General features: G+C 73.5%; 15 protein-coding genes. 9 read left to right on the plus strand and 6 right to left on the minus strand.

The window, feature by feature from the left end; translation table 11 throughout:
- Positions 1–35 precede the first annotated feature (35 nt).
- The 3 genes from CP980_RS03650 to CP980_RS03660 all read left to right on the plus strand — a co-directional run bounded on the left by CP980_RS03650 (position 36) and on the right by CP980_RS03660 (position 3,587).
- Positions 36–1,949 carry an ABC transporter ATP-binding protein gene (locus tag CP980_RS03650; protein ID WP_132753942.1) on the plus strand — a complete coding sequence of 638 codons (1,914 nt, stop codon included), beginning with the start codon at positions 36–38 and terminating at the stop codon, positions 1,947–1,949.
- Between the two features lie 63 nt (positions 1,950–2,012).
- Positions 2,013–2,396: a VOC family protein gene (locus CP980_RS03655; RefSeq protein WP_132753944.1), complete on the plus strand. Its 384-nt coding sequence runs from the start codon at positions 2,013–2,015 to the stop codon at positions 2,394–2,396.
- Positions 2,397–2,711: 315 nt separating this feature from the next.
- Positions 2,712–3,587: an NAD(P)-dependent oxidoreductase gene (locus tag CP980_RS03660; RefSeq protein ID WP_268257405.1), complete on the plus strand. Its 876-nt coding sequence runs from the start codon at positions 2,712–2,714 to the stop codon at positions 3,585–3,587.
- A gap of 62 nt (positions 3,588–3,649) precedes the next feature.
- On the opposite strand, the gene CP980_RS03665 is transcribed toward CP980_RS03660, so the two are convergent.
- Complete coding sequence (locus CP980_RS03665) at positions 3,650–4,378, minus strand: FadR/GntR family transcriptional regulator (protein ID WP_132753948.1); 729 nt, start codon at positions 4,376–4,378, stop codon at positions 3,650–3,652.
- A gap of 106 nt (positions 4,379–4,484) precedes the next feature.
- Between CP980_RS03665 and CP980_RS03670 the strand changes: the two genes are divergently transcribed.
- Positions 4,485–5,060: a gluconokinase gene (locus CP980_RS03670; RefSeq protein ID WP_150492606.1), complete on the plus strand. Its 576-nt coding sequence runs from the start codon at positions 4,485–4,487 to the stop codon at positions 5,058–5,060.
- Between the two features lie 12 nt (positions 5,061–5,072).
- Positions 5,073–6,470 carry a GntT/GntP/DsdX family permease gene (locus tag CP980_RS03675; protein ID WP_132753952.1) on the plus strand — a complete coding sequence of 466 codons (1,398 nt, stop codon included), beginning with the start codon at positions 5,073–5,075 and terminating at the stop codon, positions 6,468–6,470.
- A 125-nt stretch (positions 6,471–6,595) separates the two neighbouring features.
- Here CP980_RS03675 and CP980_RS03680 read toward each other — a convergent pair whose 3' ends face one another.
- The 4 genes from CP980_RS03680 to CP980_RS03695 all read right to left on the minus strand — a co-directional run bounded on the left by CP980_RS03680 (position 6,596) and on the right by CP980_RS03695 (position 9,842).
- Positions 6,596–6,829, minus strand: a complete 234-nt coding sequence (locus CP980_RS03680; RefSeq protein WP_150492607.1) for a hypothetical protein — start codon at positions 6,827–6,829, stop codon at positions 6,596–6,598.
- The gene (locus CP980_RS03685; RefSeq protein WP_150492608.1) at positions 6,826–7,602 is read right to left on the minus strand and encodes a serine/threonine-protein kinase; all 777 of its coding nucleotides are present in this window, start codon (positions 7,600–7,602) and stop codon (positions 6,826–6,828) included. The genes CP980_RS03680 and CP980_RS03685 overlap by 4 nt, the downstream gene beginning before the upstream one ends.
- A gap of 67 nt (positions 7,603–7,669) precedes the next feature.
- Positions 7,670–8,875: a cytochrome P450 gene (locus tag CP980_RS03690; RefSeq protein ID WP_150492609.1), complete on the minus strand. Its 1,206-nt coding sequence runs from the start codon at positions 8,873–8,875 to the stop codon at positions 7,670–7,672.
- A 229-nt stretch (positions 8,876–9,104) separates the two neighbouring features.
- Complete coding sequence (locus CP980_RS03695; RefSeq protein ID WP_150492610.1) at positions 9,105–9,842, minus strand: serine hydrolase domain-containing protein; 738 nt, start codon at positions 9,840–9,842, stop codon at positions 9,105–9,107.
- Positions 9,843–10,043: 201 nt separating this feature from the next.
- On the opposite strand from CP980_RS03695, the gene CP980_RS03700 reads away from it, so the two are divergent.
- A complete protein-coding gene (locus CP980_RS03700; protein WP_150492611.1) occupies positions 10,044–10,775 on the plus strand; it encodes an ATP-grasp domain-containing protein in 732 nt (243 codons plus the stop codon).
- 82 nt (positions 10,776–10,857) lie between these two features.
- Here CP980_RS03700 and CP980_RS36320 read toward each other — a convergent pair whose 3' ends face one another.
- On the minus strand, positions 10,858–14,424 hold the full coding sequence (locus tag CP980_RS36320) for a S8 family serine peptidase (protein WP_268257404.1): 3,567 nt from the start codon (positions 14,422–14,424) through the stop codon (positions 10,858–10,860).
- A gap of 164 nt (positions 14,425–14,588) precedes the next feature.
- Here CP980_RS36320 and CP980_RS03710 point away from each other — a divergent pair, with 164 nt between their 5' ends.
- The 3 genes from CP980_RS03710 (at position 14,589) to CP980_RS03720 (ending at position 18,478) form a co-directional block, all read left to right on the plus strand.
- On the plus strand, positions 14,589–16,094 hold the full coding sequence (locus CP980_RS03710; RefSeq protein ID WP_132753966.1) for an MFS transporter: 1,506 nt from the start codon (positions 14,589–14,591) through the stop codon (positions 16,092–16,094).
- 10 nt (positions 16,095–16,104) lie between these two features.
- A complete protein-coding gene (locus CP980_RS03715) occupies positions 16,105–16,731 on the plus strand; it encodes a DUF6629 family protein (protein ID WP_150492613.1) in 627 nt (208 codons plus the stop codon).
- Positions 16,732–16,822: 91 nt separating this feature from the next.
- Positions 16,823–18,478: a GMC oxidoreductase gene (locus CP980_RS03720; RefSeq protein ID WP_150492614.1), complete on the plus strand. Its 1,656-nt coding sequence runs from the start codon at positions 16,823–16,825 to the stop codon at positions 18,476–18,478.
- The last annotated feature ends 8 nt before the right edge of the window (positions 18,479–18,486 follow it).

An 18,486-nucleotide genomic window follows, 5' to 3' on the forward strand; every position in this document is an offset into this window, starting at 1 on the left:
ACCTCAAGTTTGGTTGAGGTCTTAGCGTTCCCCGTATGGACATGGAAGTCACCGCCTGGACCTCGCTCCACAGCGCGATGAACGCCCGGCAGGACCGGCGCCCGCTCTCCCGGGAGAGCCTGCGCCGGGTCGCCGCATTCGCCCGCCCGCACCGGCGCGGGCTCACCCTCTTCCTGCTGCTCAGCATCGTCACCGCGCTGCTCGCGGTGGCCACCCCCGTCCTCGCCAGCCGGGTGGTCACCGCCATCGTGGACGGCGAGGACAGCGGCACGGTCACCCGGCTCGCCCTGCTCATCGCGGTCATCGCGGTGGCGGAGGCGGGGCTCGGGCTGCTCACCCGCAAGCTGTCGGCCACCCTCGGGGAAGGGCTGATCCTGGACCTGCGGACGGCCGTCTTCGACCACGTGCAGCGGATGCCGGTCGCCTTCTTCACCCGTACCCGCACGGGCGCGCTGGTCAGCCGGCTCAACAACGACGTGATCGGCGCCCAGCGGGCGTTCAGCAACACCCTCTCCGGGGTGGTCGCCAATACGGTGACCCTGGTGCTGACGCTCGCCGTGATGCTCGGCATCTCCTGGCAGATCACCCTGCTGGCCCTGGTCCTGCTGCCGGTGTTCGTGCTGCCCGCCCGCCGGATGGGCGTGCGGATGGCCGCCCTGCAGCGCGAGGCCTCGACCCTGAACGCGGCGATGGGCACCCAGATGACGGAGCGCTTCTCCGCCCCCGGCGCCACCCTCGTCAAGCTCTTCGGGCGGCCCGCCGACGAATCGGCGGAATTCGCGGCCCGGGCGGCGCGCGTACGGGACATCGGGATCCGTACGGCGATGGCCCAGTCGGCGTTCATCACCGCGCTCACCCTGGTCTCGGCGCTCGCGCTCGCACTCGTCTACGGACTCGGCGGCCACTACGCCCTGCGCGGCACCCTGGACGCCGGGAACGTCGTCGCGCTCGCCCTGCTGCTGACCCGGCTGTACGCCCCACTGACCTCGCTGGCCGGGGCCCGCGTCGAGGTGATGAGCGCCCTGGTGAGCTTCGAGCGGGTCTTCGAGATCCTCGACCTGAAGCCGCTGATCACCCAGAAGCCGGACGCCGGCCGGGTACCGGAGGGGCCGGTCGCCGTGGAGTTCGACCGGGTCTCCTTCGGCTACCCCTCCCCCGACAAGGTCTCGCTCGCCTCGCTGGAGGAGGTCGCGGTCCTCGACGCCCGCGGCGGTACACAGGTCCTGCACGAGGTGTCGTTCCGCGCCGAACCCGGGCAGATGATCGCCCTCGTCGGCTCCTCCGGGGCCGGGAAGTCGACCATCGCGCAGCTGCTGCCGCGTCTGTACGACGCCGACGCGGGCGCCGTCCGCCTGGGCGGGGTGGACGTACGGGATCTCAGCGCCGACTCCATCCGCGAGACGCTCGGCATGGTCACCCAGGACGGGCACCTGTTCCACGAGTCGGTGCGCTCCAACCTGCTGCTGGCCCGGCCGGAGGCGGGCGAGGAGGAGATCTGGGAGGCCCTGCGGCGCTCCCGACTGGACGGGCTGGTCGCCTCGCTGCCCGACGGGCTGGACACGGTGGTCGGTGAACGCGGCTACCGCCTCTCGGGCGGCGAGCGCCAGCGGCTGACCATCGCACGGCTGCTGCTGGCCCGGCAGCGGGTGGTGATCCTGGACGAGGCGACGGCGCACCTGGACTCCACCTCGGAGGCGGCGGTGCAGGAGGCCCTCGGCGAGGCCTTGGCGGGCCGGACCGCCGTGGTGATCGCGCACCGGCTGTCGACCGTACAGGCGGCCGACCTGATCCTCGTGGTCGAGGACGGGCGGATCGTGGAGCGCGGTACGCACCCGGAGCTGCTGGCCGCGGGCGGGCGGTACGAGGAGCTGTACCGCACCCAGTTCGCCGCGGCGGACACGGCGCGGGAAGCCGCTCCGGACGGCGCCGTACCGGCTCCGGGAGCATGATGCCGGGAGGCCCGCGCGCCGCGGGCCGCGCCGAGCACCGACCGTGGAGCACGTGGAGCACCGATGGACATCAAGCTGGAACTGGTCGCCGTCCCCGTCACCGACGTCGACCGGGCCAAGGCCTTCTACGAGCGGGTCGGCTTCCACGCCGACCACGACGTCACCGTGAGCGAGGACATCCGCTTCGTGCAGCTGACCCCGCCGGGCTCGGCCTGCTCGATCGCCCTGGGCAAGGGGCTCACCCGGATGGCCCCGGGCTCGCTGGACAACATGCAGGTCGTCGTCACCGACATCGAGGAGGCGTACGAGGACCTGCGAGGCCGGGGCATCGAGGTGACGGAGATCCAGGACATGCCGTGGGGCTCGTTCGTCTACTTCTCCGACCCGGACGGCAACGGCTGGGCGGTCCAGCAGACGACCCCGCGCACGGCGCCGGCGGAGGGCTAGGGAGTGTCGTCAAAGTGGCGTCGGCCGCCCGTCAGGGCGGTGGTCGGCGGGGTCTGGTGCGTGCGATCGCAAGGCGGAGGAGGGAATCGACGCGGTGGGGGCACCTCCCAGCGGTAGCTGGGGGACGTCGGTGACCGACGACAACGCGGCGAGCGTGCGTGCCAGACCCCGCCGACCAGACGGGACTTTGACGACACGACCTAGGCCGGAGTCACGACGGGCCGCGCCCGGAGCGCCGGGCGTGGGATGCCCCGTCGGGAGGGGTGCGGCACCGAGACTGGACGGACTGTACGTATCCGGAAGGGAAGTGACGCCGTGAACACTGTCGCGCTGCTGGGCACCGGGATCATGGGTTCGGGAATGGGCCGGAACCTGCTGCGGGCCGGGCTGGGGCTGCGGGTGTGGAACCGGACCCGGGACAAGGCCGAACCGCTCGCCGCGGAAGGGGCGGTGGTCGTGGACACCCCGGCCGAGGCGGTCGCCGGGGCCGACGTGGTACTGACCATGCTGACGGACGGTGCGGCCGTGGCGCAGGCGATGGCCGCCGCCGCGCCGGGGCTCCGCGCGGGCCAGGTGTGGGCGCAGATGAGCACCGTCGGCGTGAACGCGCTCGACGAACTGGCCGGCTTCGCCCGCGAGCACGGCCTGGTGTTCGTCGACGCCCCGGTGCAGGGCACCCGGCAGCCCGCCGAGGCCGGGACGCTGGTCGTACTGGCCTCGGGGCCGGCGGATCCGCGGCTGGACCCGGTGTTCGACGCGGTGGGCGCCAAGACGCTGTGGGCCGGGGCGGAGGCGGGGGCCGCGACCCGGCTGAAGCTGACCACGGTCGGGTACGCGATCACCCTGACGGCGGCGGTGGGCGAGGCCCTCGCGCTGGCGGAGGGGCTCGGGGTGGACCCGGCCCTGTTCGCGCAGGCGCTGACCGGCGGCCCGATGGACAACCCGTACCTCCAGGCCAAGATGAAGGCCGTCCTGGAACGGGATTTCGCACCCAGTTTCACGGTGTACGGGGCCGAGAAGGACACCGGTCTGATCGCGGAGGCGGCGGACCGGGCGGGCGTCGCCGTCGACCTGGCCCGGGCCACCGGAGCGCGCATGCAGCGCGCGGCGGCGGGGGGCCACGCCGACGAGGACATGGCCGCCGCCTACTACGCGGGCTTCGAGACCGCGCCGGTGGGTACCGCGTCCTGAACGACGCGCGGGTGAGCGGCCCCCGGTGAAGAGCCGGGCGGGCGCGGGTCGCTGAACCCGCTTCAGGGGCCGGTCACGGAAGCGGTGGGCGCCGGGGCGAGGACGTCGAGTTCCTCCAGGGCGCCCACCGCGATCTGCCGGGTCAGGGACTCGGCGCGGGCCGCGTCGCCCTCCCGTACGGCCTCGGCGACCTGGACGTGGAGGGTGACGGCGGCCGGATCGGGGTCGGGGAACATCACCGCGTGCTGCGTACGGCCGGTCAGGACCTCGGCGACGACGTCGCCGAGCCGGGCGAACATCTCGTTGCCGGAGGCGTTCAGCACGATCCGGTGGAAGTCGATGTCGTGGCGCAGGTACGCGTCGAGCTGGTGGCCGCGCGAGGTGCTGACCATGCCGAGGGCCGCACCGGTGAGCGCGGCGCACTGGTCGGGGGTGGCGCGGAGGGCGGCGAGGCCGGCCGCGACCGGCTCGATCGCGGAGCGCAGCACGGTCAGAGAGCGCAGCTGGCGGGGGCGGTCCGCACCGGCGAGGCGCCAGCGGATGACGCGCGGGTCGTAGACGTTCCACTCCTCGGCGGGGCGCACGGTGACGCCGACGCGGCGGCGGGATGCGACCAGCTGCATGGACTCCAGCACGCGCACGACCTCGCGGACGACGGTGCGCGAGGCGTCGAAGCGCTCCGCGATCTCATCCGTGCGCAGCACGCTGCCGGGCGGGTGCTCGCCGGCGGTGATCGCGAGGCCGAGGGTGTCCAGCACGTGGGAGTGGAGTCCCTGGCCTTCGGTGGTCATGGCGTAAGCGTACGGTGACCTCCCGGTGGACAAAAGATGTGATGTTTTGCCGAGAGACTCTTGAATAAGTACTACTTAATGGGCTTCAGTGAGGGCGCACGAACCGATGTCGACGAAGACAGCGAGGTACGACGTGAGCGGCACCCAGCGCGTGCTGGTGGTGATGGGCGTGGCCGGCACGGGCAAGACGACCGTGGGCAGGCTGCTCGCGGACGCGCTCGGCCTCCCCTACGTGGAGGGCGACGCGTTCCATCCGGCGGCCAATGTCGCCAAGATGTCCGCCGGCATTCCGCTGGACGACGCGGACCGGTGGCCCTGGCTCGACGCCATCGGCGCCCGGCTCCGCGCCCGCCCGGCCGGAGAGGGCGCCGTCCTGGCATCGTCGGCGCTCAAGCGCGCGTACCGCGACCGGCTGCGCAGCGCCGCGCCGGACGCCGTGTTCGTACACCTGGCCGGCGATCGCGCGCTGATCGAGCGCCGCATGGCGGAGCGTACGGGCCACTTCATGCCGGCCGCACTGCTGGACTCGCAGTTCGCCGCGCTGGAGCCGCTCCAGCGGGACGAGGCCGGCGTCGTCGTCGACGTGTCCGGATCACCCGAGGAGATCACCGAACGGGCCCTGGCCGCGCTGTCCGCGCTGCCCGGTGCGGGCCCGCACGCCGCTCCCTCCCGAGAAAGCTAAGGAACCCCCACCGTGACAGGTCTCAGCGTCGAGATACTGGCGGCGGCCGCGCCCGCCCCGATCACCTCGGCCGGGAACGCCCAGCTGGGCGTGGCCGTCCTCGCGGGCATCGCCGTCATCGTCCTGCTCATCACCCGCCTCAAGCTGCACGCCTTCCTGGCCCTGACGGTGGGCTCGCTCGTCCTCGGGGTGCTCGCGGGCGCCCCGCTGGACAAGACGATCGTGAGTTTCACGGCCGGGCTCGGCGCCACGGTCGCGGGGGTCGGCGTACTGATCGCGCTCGGTGCGATCCTCGGCCGGCTGCTCGCCGACTCGGGCGGCGCGGACGAGATCGTCGACACCATCCTCGCCAAGGCCAAGGGCCGGGCGATGCCCTGGGCGATGGTACTGATCGCCTCGGTGATCGGGCTGCCGCTCTTCTTCGAGGTCGGCATCGTGCTGCTGATCCCGGTGGTGCTGCTCGTGGCCAAGCGCGGCAACTACTCGCTGATGCGGATCGGCATTCCGGCCCTGGCCGGCCTGTCCGTGATGCACGGGCTGATCCCGCCGCACCCCGGCCCCCTCGTCGCCATCGACGCGCTGCACGCCAACCTCGGCGTGACGCTCGCGCTCGGCGTGGTGGTCGCGATCCCGACCGTGATCATCGCCGGGCCGCTCTTCTCCCGCTACGCGGCCCGCTGGGTGGACATCCCGGCGCCCGAGCACATGGTCCCGCAGCGGCCCTCGGCGGAGCTGGAGCACCGCCCCCGGTTCGGGGCCACGGTGTTCACGGTGCTGCTGCCGGTGGGGCTGATGCTGGTCAAGGCGCTGGTCGACATCGTTGTCGACGATCCGAAGAACGGACTGCAACGGGTCACCGACGTCGTGGGATCCCCGCTGATCGCACTGCTCGCGGCGGTGTTCGTGGGCATGTTCACCCTCGGCCGGGCGGCCGGGTTCACGAGGGCGCGGCTGTCGACGACGGTGGAGAAGTCGCTTGCGCCGATCGCGGGCATCCTGCTCATCGTGGGCGCGGGCGGGGGGTTCAAGCAGACCCTGATCGACGTGGGTGTCGGTCAAATGATCATGGAGCTGTCGCAGAACTGGTCCGTCCCCGCACTGCTGCTGGCCTGGCTGATCGCCGTGGCCATCCGGCTCGCGACGGGCTCGGCCACGGTCGCCACGATCTCGGCGGCCGGGCTGGTGGCCCCGCTGGCCGCGGGCATGTCGACCACCGAGACGGCCCTGCTGGTACTGGCGATCGGATCGGGCTCACTGTTCTTCAGCCACGTCAACGACGCCGGGTTCTGGCTGGTCAAGGAGTACTTCGGGATGACGGTCGGCCAGACCGTCAAGACCTGGTCGGTGATGGAGACCATCATCTCGGTGACCGGGCTGGCCTTCGTCATGCTGCTGTCGCTCGTGCTGTAGCCGCGGCCCGCCGAGCGCGCCGGTCGGCCGCGGAAGCCCGGGTCGGAGCTCCGTACGTCGGTCAACCAGGCCGCCCCTTGCGCCGGACGACGCGGGCTTGACCGGCAAGGGCCGAAAAAGGCTACCTAGTGCGCCAGTTGGGCGGCCGCCACGGCGAGGCCGTTCGCGGCGGTGGCACAGCGGTCGGCCAGGGCGGCCACCTCGGCGCGGAACGCGTCCGCCTGCGGGCCCCGCCGGTCCAGCGCTTCGGCTGCCGTGCGCAGCCGGAGCGCGTGGGCGCGCAAGGCGGCGGAGTGCTCGCGCAGACCGTCGGCGGGGTCCGGCGCGGCGGGCCGGAGCCGGCGGAGGGCGGGGCTCACCGGCTGCGCCAGGGCTGGACGAGGAGGATTCCGCCGGTGCCGATGAGCCCGATGGTGTGGACGCAGCCTTTGTGCGGGGCCGTCGGGGCGGGGCCCTGCCCCTCGTCCCGGGCGTGGTCGCGGTCCCGGTCGAAGAACGCCCGGACGGCGGCGCCGAGTCCGAGCAGCGGCTCGGCGGGCACGGCCCGGCCGGTGGCCACCTGCCAGCCCGCGTGGTCGTTGAAGGGGTTCGCGTCGGTCAGGGCGTTCCAGGCGAACAGGTCGGCGAAGGACGGGGACAGCAGGGCGAACGCCCGCTCCGCCCCCCGGTCCCGCATGAGCCGGCGGAACACCCGTACGGCCGCCGCCTGCCGGTCCTCGGCCACGGCCCGCATGAGGGCCGCGCAGTCGGGGTCGTCCAGCAGATCGGGCCGCTCCGCGCTCGCCGCGCGGATCCGGGCCTTGAGACCGCAGACGGCGAGGCTGACGGCGAGGCTCTCGCGGCCGGTGAGGATCCCGGCGAACCAGCCCGCCCGTGCCACGCCGCGGCCGCGCGGGGCCCAGCCCAGGCCCTTCGGGTCGGTGAGGGTGCGCAGCAGGGTGCGCCAGCCGCGGCGGGAGCGGGAGCGGCGGCGCCCGAGGGCGGCGGCCGGGAGCCGGGCGCCGAGGGCCAGTTCGGAGGCGTGCCGGGCGGCTTCGCCGACGGCGTCGGCGGCCTCGGCGAGCTCGCGGCACAGGGCGTCGAGCAGCTCGGCGTCCGGGTCGGTGGGCGCGGAGGTCGCGGCGTCGGACATGGGATCCTCGCGGGAGGTCGGTGGGGAGGGTGGCGTCGGCGTGGTCGGCGTGCTCGTCGCAGGCGCGTCAGCGGCGGGTGAGGGCGAGGCGGATGCCCCGCGGATCCAGCGCCACGGGCAGTGGTCCGGGCGGGTCGAGTACCGGCCGGGTGGCCGTGACGCGGCGGCGGCGCAGGACCTCGGCGCACAGGGCGGTCGTGATCAGCAGGCCCATCCGGTCGCCCGGGCAGCGGCCCGGGCCGTGGCCGAAGGGGGCCATCCGGATGTCCCCGTCCGCGCCGGGGGTCTTCCAGCGGCCCGGTACGAAGACGTGCGCGGCGGGCACGTGCTCCGGGTCGCGCTGGTGGAAGTGGGCCGGCAGCAGGACGGTGGTGCCGGCGGGGTGGCGTACGCCCCGCCACTCGGTCTCGGCACGGGTGACGCGGACCAGGTCGGGCACCGCCGGGTAGAGGCGCAGGCACTCGCGTACGCAGGCCTCCAGCCGGGGCAGGTCCTCGGCGGAGCCGGATCCGGCGGCTTCGGCGGCCGCCGCGTCCTGCTCGGCGGGATGGGCGGCGAGCAGGAGCAGGGTGCGGAGCAGCGTGGCGGGGACGGCGTCCATGGCCCGCAGGACCTGTTCCTCCCGGCCGGCGTACGCGGCGGAGCGGCCGAGCGGGGTGTGCCCCTCGGGTGCGCCGCGGCGGCGGAGCCGGGCGAACAGACCGGGGGCGTGCTCCGCGCCCGCCCCGCCGCCACCGCCACCGCCGTCGCCGTCGCCGAGCACGATCCGGCGGGCGGCGCGGGCCACGGCGTGCCGGGCGCGGACGAGGTCGAGGGTGGCGGCGGCGGTCAGGTGCCGGGCTTCCTCGGCGATCACGGCGCGGACGGCGGCGCGGGAGGGGACGGCGCCGGGGGCGGGTGGCGGGGGCGCGGCGGGCCCGGCCTCGTAGAACTGCCGCAGTTCCTGGCGGTCGAGCAGGACGAGAACGGCTCCGGAGAGCCCGCGCACCACAACGGGGGCCCCGCCGTGGCGGGCGCGCAGGGCGCGCAGCGCGTCGGCGGAGAAGGCCGGTCGTGCGCCGCCGGAGCCGCGGCCGCGCACGAAGAGCGGAAGGGCGCGGCCGGCGGCGAACCGGACGGACCCGGAGCGGCCGGCCCGCGCCTGCTGCCCGCGCGAGACGGCGGACTGCGTCGTACCGGGACCGGTCATGGCCGCACCACCTCCCTGGGATCGGGCCGCCGGGGCGAGGTCCTCCGGCAGGACGTCCGGGACGGCCTCGTGAAGCGTGCGCATCCGGGTACCTCCGCGCGCGGCCGGAAACCAACGGTCGGTGACATCGCCCTCACCGTACGTCCCTCCAGCCCCGCCCGCGCCCCGAGCACTACCCGAGCGCGACGGCCTCGGTGGCCGGCAGCCCGCGTTCGATCAGCATCCGGGCGACGACGGGCCCCGACCGGTTGTGCCCGGAACGGGCAGAGCACGACCTGACCGGGCGGCGCGCACGCCATGGGTCAATGTCCGCTCAGGGAGAGGGAGTCGGTGCGAAGGCCGCTTCGCGGAAGGTGGTGCGGAGGGGGCCCGGGGGGTGGGTGGGAAGGAGGAAGGCCCAGCGCGGGAGGCGGGGGGCGAGCCAGACCGTCGGGGTTTCGCCGTAGGACCAGGTGCCGTACGGGGCCGGGTGCCACAGGAGGCCCCGGGCCGGGGTCAGCTCGCCGGTGCGGATGCGGAGGGATTCGGCGATCCAGGCGCGGGTGAGGGGGTGCTCCGCCGGGGAGAGGAGGTGGCTCAGGAAGCGGACGAGGTCGGCGGGGGGCGCGTACAGGGTGCCGTCGGCGAAGCCGGTGCCGGTCATCCCGAGGGGGTGCCAGACGCGGGTGGCCGCGAGTTCGGCGAGCGGGGTGCCGGTGAGGTACTCGGCGAGGCGGGTGAGGGCGGTGTGGGCCGCGGGGCCGGTGGAGTGGCTCAGCAGATGGTGTGCGGTGGTCCCGGCGGCGGCTTCCACCCCGTACGCCGTGAGGGGGGTGTGCAGCCGCAGCGCCTCTTCGGCCACCAGAGCGCCGATCACCGGCCACAGGGCGAGCACGGGCATCAGGGCGCCGACGTCGAGGAGCGGGGTCTCGTCCGCCGATCCGGCGTGCGGCCCGTCCGGCCCGCCGACCGCCCACACCGCGTCGGGATCCGCGCCCTGGAGCACTCCCCTGATCCGGACTTCCACGCCGGCTGCATCGGCCGCGTCCGCGCGGTCGCTTTGGAGCGTCATGGGCTCCACGCTAGCCACCGCCCGGCGGGGCCCGCCGGTCCGGCGCCCCGTCGTGGCCCGGATTCGCCCCGGGCCACCCGAATGCCAGCCGCGCCCCCGGCGCCCCCCGTCTCACCCGTACCGGCCCCGCCGCCCCGCCCCGCCCCGCCCCGCCCCGAAAACCGCGTGCCCTGCGCCGTGGCGCCTGGCAGGGTCGGCCCGGTGACCTTGATCCTGCCGCCCCGCATCACCGACTCCGCCGCCCGGCTCCGCGACGCCGCCCGCGCGCGCGGGCTGGACACCGTACAGCTGGCGACCTTCGCCGTGCCGGACGGGCTGCGGGCCCGGCATCTGCACGCGGGTCCGGCTTTCGCCGACGCGGTGGCCCCGCGGCTCGGGATCGGGCTGCTGGAGGCCCCGGCGGACTGGCTGGCGCGGCTGCCCCGGGAGTTCACCGGCCGGGAGGTCCGTCTGGTCCCGATCCGCGAGGCCTACGCACTGCGTCGGCCCGTCTTCGTGAAGTCGCCCAACGACAAGTCGATCCCGGCCCTCGTCTACGCCGACGGCTCGCGCCTGCCCGGCCCGGACGCCGTGGACCCCGAGGCGGAGGTGCTGGTCAGCGACGTCACGCGGTTCACGGCCGAGTACCGGACGTACCTCCTCGACGGCGCCGTGCACACCGCGAGCCGCTACGCGGAGAACGGCACGCTGAGCCTCGGCCCCGCGTCCGCCGAAGCGGTCGCCTTCGCAGGGCGGCTCCCCTTCGCCACCCTCCCGTCGGCCATCGTCGTCGACGTCGGTGTCGCGGACGGCCGCTGGTCGGTGATAGAGGCCAACGCCGCGTGGGCCAGCGGCACGTACGCCTGCGATCCGCAGCGCGCCCTCGACGTCGTGCTGCGCGCCGCCGCGCCTCCGGACTCCTTCGCCCCGCGCGACGAACCGTTCCTCCGGTAGGTGGCAGGCGGCAGGACGCAGGACGCGGAAGGGGCGGGCCGCCCTCCGGCGACCCGCCCCCGATCCACTGCCCCGGTGCCCGTCAGCCCTTGTCGGGGCGGTCCGTCACCCGAAGGGAGTTCAGCAGCGGCTTGCCGTACCCCCCGTGCGCGACGAAGCGGACGTTGAGCACGCCGTCCGTGACCGTGACCGTGTACGTCCGGGTCAGGGCCGTGTACGAGCCCGCCTCCAGCGCGATGTCCAGCGAGGGCAGCACCTGCGTGCCCTCCGCCATCACGTCGAAGACCCGCTTGTTCGGCTTCGTCGACGACAGCTCCGCGAAGCCGAGCTCCACGGTGTACGTGCCGTTCGGGACGTTGTCGAAGCGGTACTCGTACATGCCCTCACGCGCGCTTCGGAACAGCTTCTGGTCCGCGGTACCGGCGATCGTGCGCCCGGTGGAGTGCACCTGGGAGCTGCCCTGGTAGCCGTAGGAGCCGGCGGTGTACTTGCGGTCCGGGGACCAGCTGTCCCCGAGCGTGTCCGTGGCCGCCGAGTCCGAGCCCGCGTCCAGGGCCACCTGGTAGCGCGGGACCACGACCTTGACCGGGACCGTGAGGACCGGGGACCGTCCGCTCGCCGAGGCGATCTTCAGGTCGGCCGTCAGGACCGTCCCGGCGGCCAGGCCCTTGGTGTCCACGGCCAGGGCGATTGAGGTCTTGCCGCCCGTCGGGAGGTTCCCGGTCCCCGGGGTGGCCGTCAGCCAGGCCGCGTCCTCGGTCACCGTGAAGTCCGTGCCGAGGCCCGGGTTGGTGAGGTCGAGGGTGCGGGTCCGCTTCTGGTCCGCGGGGAGGACGACCTCGACCGCCGCCGCGGCGGCGGTGACCCGGCCCGTGCGCAGGGACTGCGTCACGGTCGTGACGTCGGCCGCCTTCACGTCCACCGTCGCCGCCGCTGATTCGTACGCGGGTGCGGTGAGGGAGACCGCGCGCGCACCGGAGGGGCTCTGGACGACGTACCCGCCGTCCGCCGCCGTGGTCGCCGACACCGCCGCGTCGCCCGTGCCGACGGTCACGGTGGCTCCCGCGACGCCCTTGCCGTCGTTCGCGTCGAGCACCCGGCCCGCGACCACGCCGCTCTTGGTGGTCCTGAAGGCGATGGCGAGTCCGTCGGTGATCCCGGCCTGGTTGAAGGAGTACTTGAAGGCGTCGGTGCCCGTCGCGTTCTCCACGCCGACCGTGGCCGTGGAGCCGCCCTTGATGCCGGTGCCGCCCGTCCCCTTGTACGTGTAGACGACGGTGCCGTCCTCGCCGATCGCCGCCGAGAACGAGAACTTGTCGGTCTGCGCCGACCAGTGGGACACCTCGCGCCACTCGATCACGTACGTCCGGTGCGGGGCGGTCCCGGTGACGCCGGTGAAGACGCCCGAGCCGCTGCCGGCCGCGCCGACGACCAGGTCGTCCCAGAACGGGTACAGCGCCGCGTTGGGCGTGGCCGTGCTCGGGAGGTCCCCGTTGATGTCACCGGTGTTGTTGCCGCCGAAGCTGACCGTGCCGTTCGTCCCGATCCAGGCCTGGCCGTACGTCTTTCCGTACAGCGGCACCGGGAACGGGAGGTCGACGCGCTCGGTGGTGTTGTCGCCGGTCAGCGCGAGCTGCCGGTCCCCGGCCGCGTACGGGCGGCCGCCCGGGGTGGAGCAGGCGTAGCCGTATCCGTCGGTGCGCTCGGGCAGCGTGACCGCGACCGCGGTGTCGCCCGCGACGGTGGCCTGGGCGCTGCCGCCGGTGACGCAGCGGGAGGAGTGCGTGGCCCGTACCTCGTAGGTGCCGTGCGGCAGGGTGACCTCGAAGCGGCCCTGCTCGTCGGCGGTCGCGGTGACGGGGGTGTCCGTGACGGTGACGGTGGCGCCCGCGGCGGGTCCGGCGGCCGAGGTGACGGTACCGGTGAGCTTGCCGGAGGGGGCCTGGGTGAGGGTGAAGTCGCCGGTGGCGGTGGCGTTCTCGGTCACCGTGGCCGTCGAGGTCTGCTGGCCGTAGCCGAACTTGGAGACGGTCAGCGTGTACTCGCCGACCGACAGGGAGCGGAAGGTGTAGGTGCCGTCGGCCGCGGTGGTCGTCGTACGGCCGATCGGGCCGGCGGCGGTGACCTTGGCTCCCGCGACCGGCGCGCCGGCGGAGCGGACGGTGCCGGAGACGGCGCCGATGGCCCCGCGCGGGGCGCCCGAGACGGCGGCGAACGCGTCGAGCTTGCCCTCGCCGAACACGTTGTTGTCGGCGGCGTTGCCTCCGCACTGGCCGTTGTCGGTGTCCTGGGCCGTGCCGTTCAGCAGCGCCTCGGTCTGCGCGACGTCGCCTTCGAGGGCGGGGGCGGCGGACCAGAGCAGGGCCACGGTGGCCGCGGTGTGCGGTGAGGCCATGGAGGTGCCGGAGAAGGCCTCGTACGCGCCGCCGGGGACGGAGGAGCGGACGTTCACGCCGGGGGCCGCGATGTTCGGCTTGACGATGCCGCCGGGGCCGGCGCCGCGCGAGGAGAACGAGGCGATGGCGCCGTTGATGTCGAAGGCGCCGGAGCTGTAGGAGTTCGCGTAGTCGCCGGGCGAGCCGCTGGTGGCGCAGCCGGGGCCGGAGTTCCCGTTGGAGAAGGCGGGGAAGATGCCGGCGGCGCGCCAGGTGTCGACGATCTGCTGGTACCAGTCGTCGTGCGTCGCGCTGCCCCAGGAGTTGTTGACGACGTGCGGGGCGAGGTCGGGGCGCGGGTTCTGGCCGCTCAGGTCGGTCGGGGCGACGATCCACTGGCCGGCGGCGAGGAGGGAGGCCTCGGAACAGGAGTTGGTCTCGCAGCCCTTGGCGGCGATCCACTTGGCGCCGGGGGCCACGCCGATCTTGTTGGCGCCGCCGTCGTCACCGACCATGGTGCCCATGGTGTGGGTGCCGTGGTCGTTGTTGTCGCAGGGGGCCGCGGTGGGGCAGACGCCGGCCGGGTCGAACCAGTTGTGGTTGTGGTCGTAGGTTCCGTCCGCGTTCTTGCCGCGGTACTGGCCGTTCACGGCCGGGTGCGTGTAGTCGACGCCGCTGTCGATGTTGGCGACGACGATGCCCTCGCCGCGCACGCCGAGCTGGTCCCAGACCTGCGGGGCCTTGATGCGGTCGATGTTCCACTCGACGGCGTCGGCGCCGGCCTTCTCCCGTTCGCCCTCGGCGGGCTTGGGGAGGGTGACCTTGTCGTCGGCGTCGATCCGGGCGACCTCGGGGCGCTGGGCGAGGGTGCCGGCGAGTTTCTGGCTGCCGACGACGCGGACGGCGTTCACGATCCAGTAGGAGGTGTACTCGGCCTTGGCGCCGTCGAGGGCTTTGATCACCTCGGCCTGGCTGCGCGCGGCATGCTCCTGCTTGGCGTGCAGAACCGTTTCTGCTTTGGCGGCGCGGGTCTTCTGCCGCCCCGCCGCCGTGAGGTCGGCGGCGCTGTCCAGGTACACCCAGAAGACGGCCTTGCCGGATTCGTCGAGCTGGGTGCGGAGCTTCGGCTCGATCTTGCGCTCGGCCGTCGCCGCGGGGTGGGGGCCGGGTTCCGGCGCGGCCGCCGCCACGCCCGCCCCTACGGGCAGGAGCAGGGCCGTGGTGAGGGCGGCGAGCGCCGCGCGTAATGATCGTCGCCTGTTGCGTTGGGCCACGTGTGGTCCTCCTCGGACGCCGTGTGCAGGTTGTGCGGGAAGGGCGTGCGCGACGTGCGCGGTCATGGTGAAGGAGGGGTCATGAACATTACAAGAGGGCCTAATGAGCCGTCTGCGGCGCGCCTGGGGTGGCCATCGCGGCCCCGGCGGGCCAGCCTGAAGACATGAGCGATCCAGCGTCGGGTACGCAAGAGCGCCTTCCGGCCGGGCCCGGTGTACCGCTGGCGTCCGCCCGGGGCCGCTGGATCGTGCTGGCCACCGTGCTCGGGTCGACGATGGCCCTGCTGGACTCGACCGTCGTCAACGTCGCCCTCCCGACCATCGGGGTGGATCTGGGCGCCGACCTGGCCGTTCTCCAGTGGACGGTCAACGCGTACATGCTCACCCTGGCCGGGCTGATCCTGGTCGGCGGAGCGCTCGGGGACCGCTTCGGGCGGCGCCGGGTCTTCGTCCTCGGGGTGGTGTGGTTCGCGGGCGCCTCACTGCTGTGCGGGATCGCGCCCAACGCCGGGGTCCTGGTGGCCGCTCGGGCCCTCCAGGGCGTGGGCGGTGCACTGCTGGCCCCCGGTTCGCTCGCGCTGATCCAGGGCTCGATCGCCGCCGGGGACCGGGCCCGGGCCGTCGGGCTGTGGTCGGGGTTCGGCGGGGTGGGCGCGGCCGTGGGGCCGTTCCTCGGCGGCTGGCTCGTGGACGGGCCCGGCTGGCGCTGGGTGTTCCTGCTGAACGTGCCGGTGGCCGCGGTGTGCGTGCCGATCGCCCTGCGGCACGTACCGGAGTCGCGTGACCCGCACGCGCACGGACGGTTCGACGTGCTCGGCGCCGCCCTGGGGGCCGCCGCCCTCGCCCTGGTGACGTACGCGCTGATCGAGGCCCGTTCCGGGTCCCCGCTGGTGATCGCCTCGGCCGCCGGGGGCGTGCTGCTGGGCGCCGCGTTCCTCTACGTCGAGCGGCACCGGGCCGATCCGATGCTGCCGCCCGACATCTTCGCCTCCCGGCAGTTCACCGCCGTCAACGTGGTCACCCTCTTCGTGTACGCGGCCTTCAGCGGGTTCTTCTTCCTCGTCGTGCTCCAGCTCCAGGTGGTCTCCGGCTACTCGGCGCTGGCCGCGGGGGCGGCGCTGCTGCCGACGACCTTGCTGATGCTGCTGCTTTCGGCCCGGTCGGGGGCGCTCGGAGAGAAGATCGGGCCGCGGATCCCGCTCACGGTGGGGCCGCTGCTGTGCGCGGCCGCGCTGCTGCTGATGCTGCGGGTCGGTCCGGACGCCTCGTACCTCCGGGACGTGCTGCCGGCGCTGATCGTGATGGGCATGGGCATGGTGGCCCTGGTGGCTCCGCTGACGGCGACCGTGCTGTCCTCGGTGGACCCCGGGCGGGCGGGCCTGGCCAGCGGCATCAACAACGCGGCCGCCCGGGCGGCCGGGCTGCTGGCGGTCGCGGCGCTGCCGCTGCTGGCCGGCATGGCGCCGGACGCCTACCGCTCGGCGTCCGAGTTCGACGCCGCGTTCGGGCGGGCCATGCTGTGGTGCGCGGGGCTGCTGGTGGCGGGCGCCGTCGTGGCCTGGACCACCGTACGCAAGCCCGTGCCGGGAGCGGGGTGCCACCCGGAGTGCCACACCTTCTGCGCGACGACCTCCCCGCCGCTCGAACCCCCGAGGGCCGCGAAGCCGTAACCCGCGCGCCATGTGCTGGAACGCCACGGCCGATCTGACGGCGGGTGCGGTCGTCACCGCCGTCGGGATCGTGTGCGTGGCGCGCGTACGGCGGCCCCGCGATCTGCCCGTCGCCGCGCTGCCGCTGCTGCTGGGCGCCCACCAGCTGGTGGAGGCGGCCGTATGGCACGCGGGCGGCGGCTGCGGTCCGGCCACCACGGCCTGGGTGGCGATCGCCCTGCCGGTGCTGCCGGTCTGGGTGTCGTTCGGGGTCCTGCTCGCGGCCGCTCCGGCGGACCGGCTCCGCCTGTGCGCTCCGGCGGCCGTCGGGCTCGCCACCGCCGCCGTGCTCTCGTACCGCCTCGCGACCCGGCCCGCCGTCGCCGAGATCCGGGGCCACACCCTGGGCTACGGCGTGAAGGTTCCGTGGATGCCGCTCACCTTGGCGGGCTACCTCTTCGCCACGCTGGGCGCCCTGCTGCTCTCCGGCGACCGGCGGCTGCGGCTCCTCGGCGCGGTGCTCGCCGTCGGGGCATTGGCCTGCTCAGCGCTGTGGCGGCTGGAATTCGCCTCCACCTGGTGCGCCTTCGCGGCGGTCGCTTCGCTGCTGGTCCTGGGGTGGGTCAGGCGCCCCGGGTCCGGCAGCCCTGTGACGTGACAGGCCGAAAGTTACCTAGACGTATGTAGTGACTTCCCATGCGCCCGGCAGTAGAACTCGTTCCCATTCCGCCGAGAGTGAGGAAGGTCACATGAACGATAAAGGCCTGCACAAATCCGGCTCCAAGGGAATCTCACGTCGTGGGTTCATAGCGAGAACGAGTTCTATTCTGGGGGCCGCCGCCCTCGCCGGTCAGATCACCCCGGCCCAGGCGCGCACCGCGGCCTCCGCGGCAGCGGCCGCCGGCCCCATCGGCAACGGCGCGCACGTACCGGCGCTGGTGATCGGCACCGGTTACGGGGGCTCCGTCGCCGCCCTGCGCCTCGCCCAGGCCGGCGTCGACGTCCACATGATCGAGATGGGCATGGCCTGGGACACCCCGGGCTCCGACGGCAAGATCTTCTGCAACACGACCGCGCCCGACCAGCGTTCCTTCTGGCTGCGGACCAAGACCAAGCAGCCCCTGAGCAACTTCCTCGGCTTCCCGATCGACAAGGACATCCCCCGCTACACCGGCATCCTGGACGCCGAGGAGATGGGCGGCATCATCGTCTACCAGGGCCGCGGGGTCGGCGGCGGCTCGCTGGTCAACGGCGGTATGGCGGTCACGCCGAAGCGCGCCAACTTCGGCGCCATCCTCCCGTCGGTGGACGCGGAGGAGATGTACAGCACCTACTACCCCCGGGCCAACGCGGGGCTGGGCGTCGGCCTGGTCGACCCGGCCTGGTTCGACACCGTCGACTGCTACCAGTTCGCCCGCGTCGGCCGCAAGCACGCCCAGCGCTCCGGCTTCCCCTTCGTCTTCGTACCGGACGTCTACGACTGGGACTACATGAAGCAGGAGGCGGCCGGCACCGTCCCCAAGTCCGCGGTGGCCGGGGAGATCCTCTACGGCAACAACTACGGCAAGAAGTCGCTGCAGAAGACCTACCTCGCGCAGGCCAGGGCCACCGGCAAGGTCACCATCTCCCCGCTGCACAAGGTCACTTCCGTCTCCCCCGCGCCGGGCGGCGGCTACACCGTCGCCATCGACCAGATCGACACCACCGGCGCGACGACCGCCACCAAGACCGTGGTCGCCGACAAGGTGTTCTTCGCGGCCGGCAGCGTGGGCACCAGCAAGCTGCTCGTCCGGCTCAAGGCCACCGGAGCGCTCCCCGCCCTCAACGGCGAGATCGGCAAGGGCTGGGGCGACAACGGCAACGTCATGTGCGGCCGGGCCAACCACCTGTGGGACCCCACCGGCAAGGTCCAGGCGTCGATCCCCTGCGGCGGCATCGACAACTGGGACGCGGGCGGGGCGTTCGCCGAGGTGGCACCGCTGCCGACGGGGATCGAGACGTACGCCTCCTTCTACCTGTCGATCACCAAGAACCCCCACCGCGCCGAGTTCACCTACAACGCGGCATCGGGCAACGTGGAACTGAACTGGCAGACGGCGTGGAAGCAGCCGTCCATCGACATGGCCAAGACCATCTTCGACAAGATCAACTCGAAGGAGGGGACGATCTACCGGACGGACCTGTTCGGCCTCAACAAGATCTGGGGCGACCACCTCACCTACCACCCCCTCGGCGGCGCGGTGCTGAACAAGGCCACAGACAACTACGGCCGCCTGCACGGCTACACCGGCCTGTACGTGATCGACGGCGCGCTGATCCCCGGCAACACCAGCGTCAACCCGTTCGTCACCATCACGGCTCTCGCCGAACGCAACATCGAGAAGATCATCGCCACCGACCTGTAGGCGATCCG

This window comes from Streptomyces vinaceus (assembly GCF_008704935.1).
GTDB classification, from domain to species: Bacteria; Actinomycetota; Actinomycetes; order Streptomycetales; family Streptomycetaceae; genus Streptomyces; species Streptomyces vinaceus.

Excerpts from the sequence above, each read along its gene's own strand:
- CP980_RS03650 (WP_132753942.1), top strand. The coding sequence starts at position 36 with ATGGACATGGAAGTCACCGCCTGGACCTCGCTCCACAGCGCGATGAAC.
- CP980_RS03655 (WP_132753944.1), top strand. The coding sequence starts at position 2,013 with ATGGACATCAAGCTGGAACTGGTCGCCGTCCCCGTCACCGACGTCGAC.
- CP980_RS03665 (WP_132753948.1), bottom strand. The coding sequence starts at position 4,378 with ATGACCACCGAAGGCCAGGGACTCCACTCCCACGTGCTGGACACCCTC.
- CP980_RS03670 (WP_150492606.1), top strand. The coding sequence starts at position 4,485 with ATGTCGACGAAGACAGCGAGGTACGACGTGAGCGGCACCCAGCGCGTG.
- CP980_RS03685 (WP_150492608.1), bottom strand. The coding sequence starts at position 7,602 with ATGTCCGACGCCGCGACCTCCGCGCCCACCGACCCGGACGCCGAGCTG.
- CP980_RS03690 (WP_150492609.1), bottom strand. The coding sequence starts at position 8,875 with ATGCGCACGCTTCACGAGGCCGTCCCGGACGTCCTGCCGGAGGACCTC.
- CP980_RS03695 (WP_150492610.1), bottom strand. The coding sequence starts at position 9,842 with ATGACGCTCCAAAGCGACCGCGCGGACGCGGCCGATGCAGCCGGCGTG.
- CP980_RS03710 (WP_132753966.1), top strand. The coding sequence starts at position 14,589 with ATGAGCGATCCAGCGTCGGGTACGCAAGAGCGCCTTCCGGCCGGGCCC.
- CP980_RS03715 (WP_150492613.1), top strand. The coding sequence starts at position 16,105 with ATGTGCTGGAACGCCACGGCCGATCTGACGGCGGGTGCGGTCGTCACC.
- CP980_RS03720 (WP_150492614.1), top strand. The coding sequence starts at position 16,823 with ATGAACGATAAAGGCCTGCACAAATCCGGCTCCAAGGGAATCTCACGT.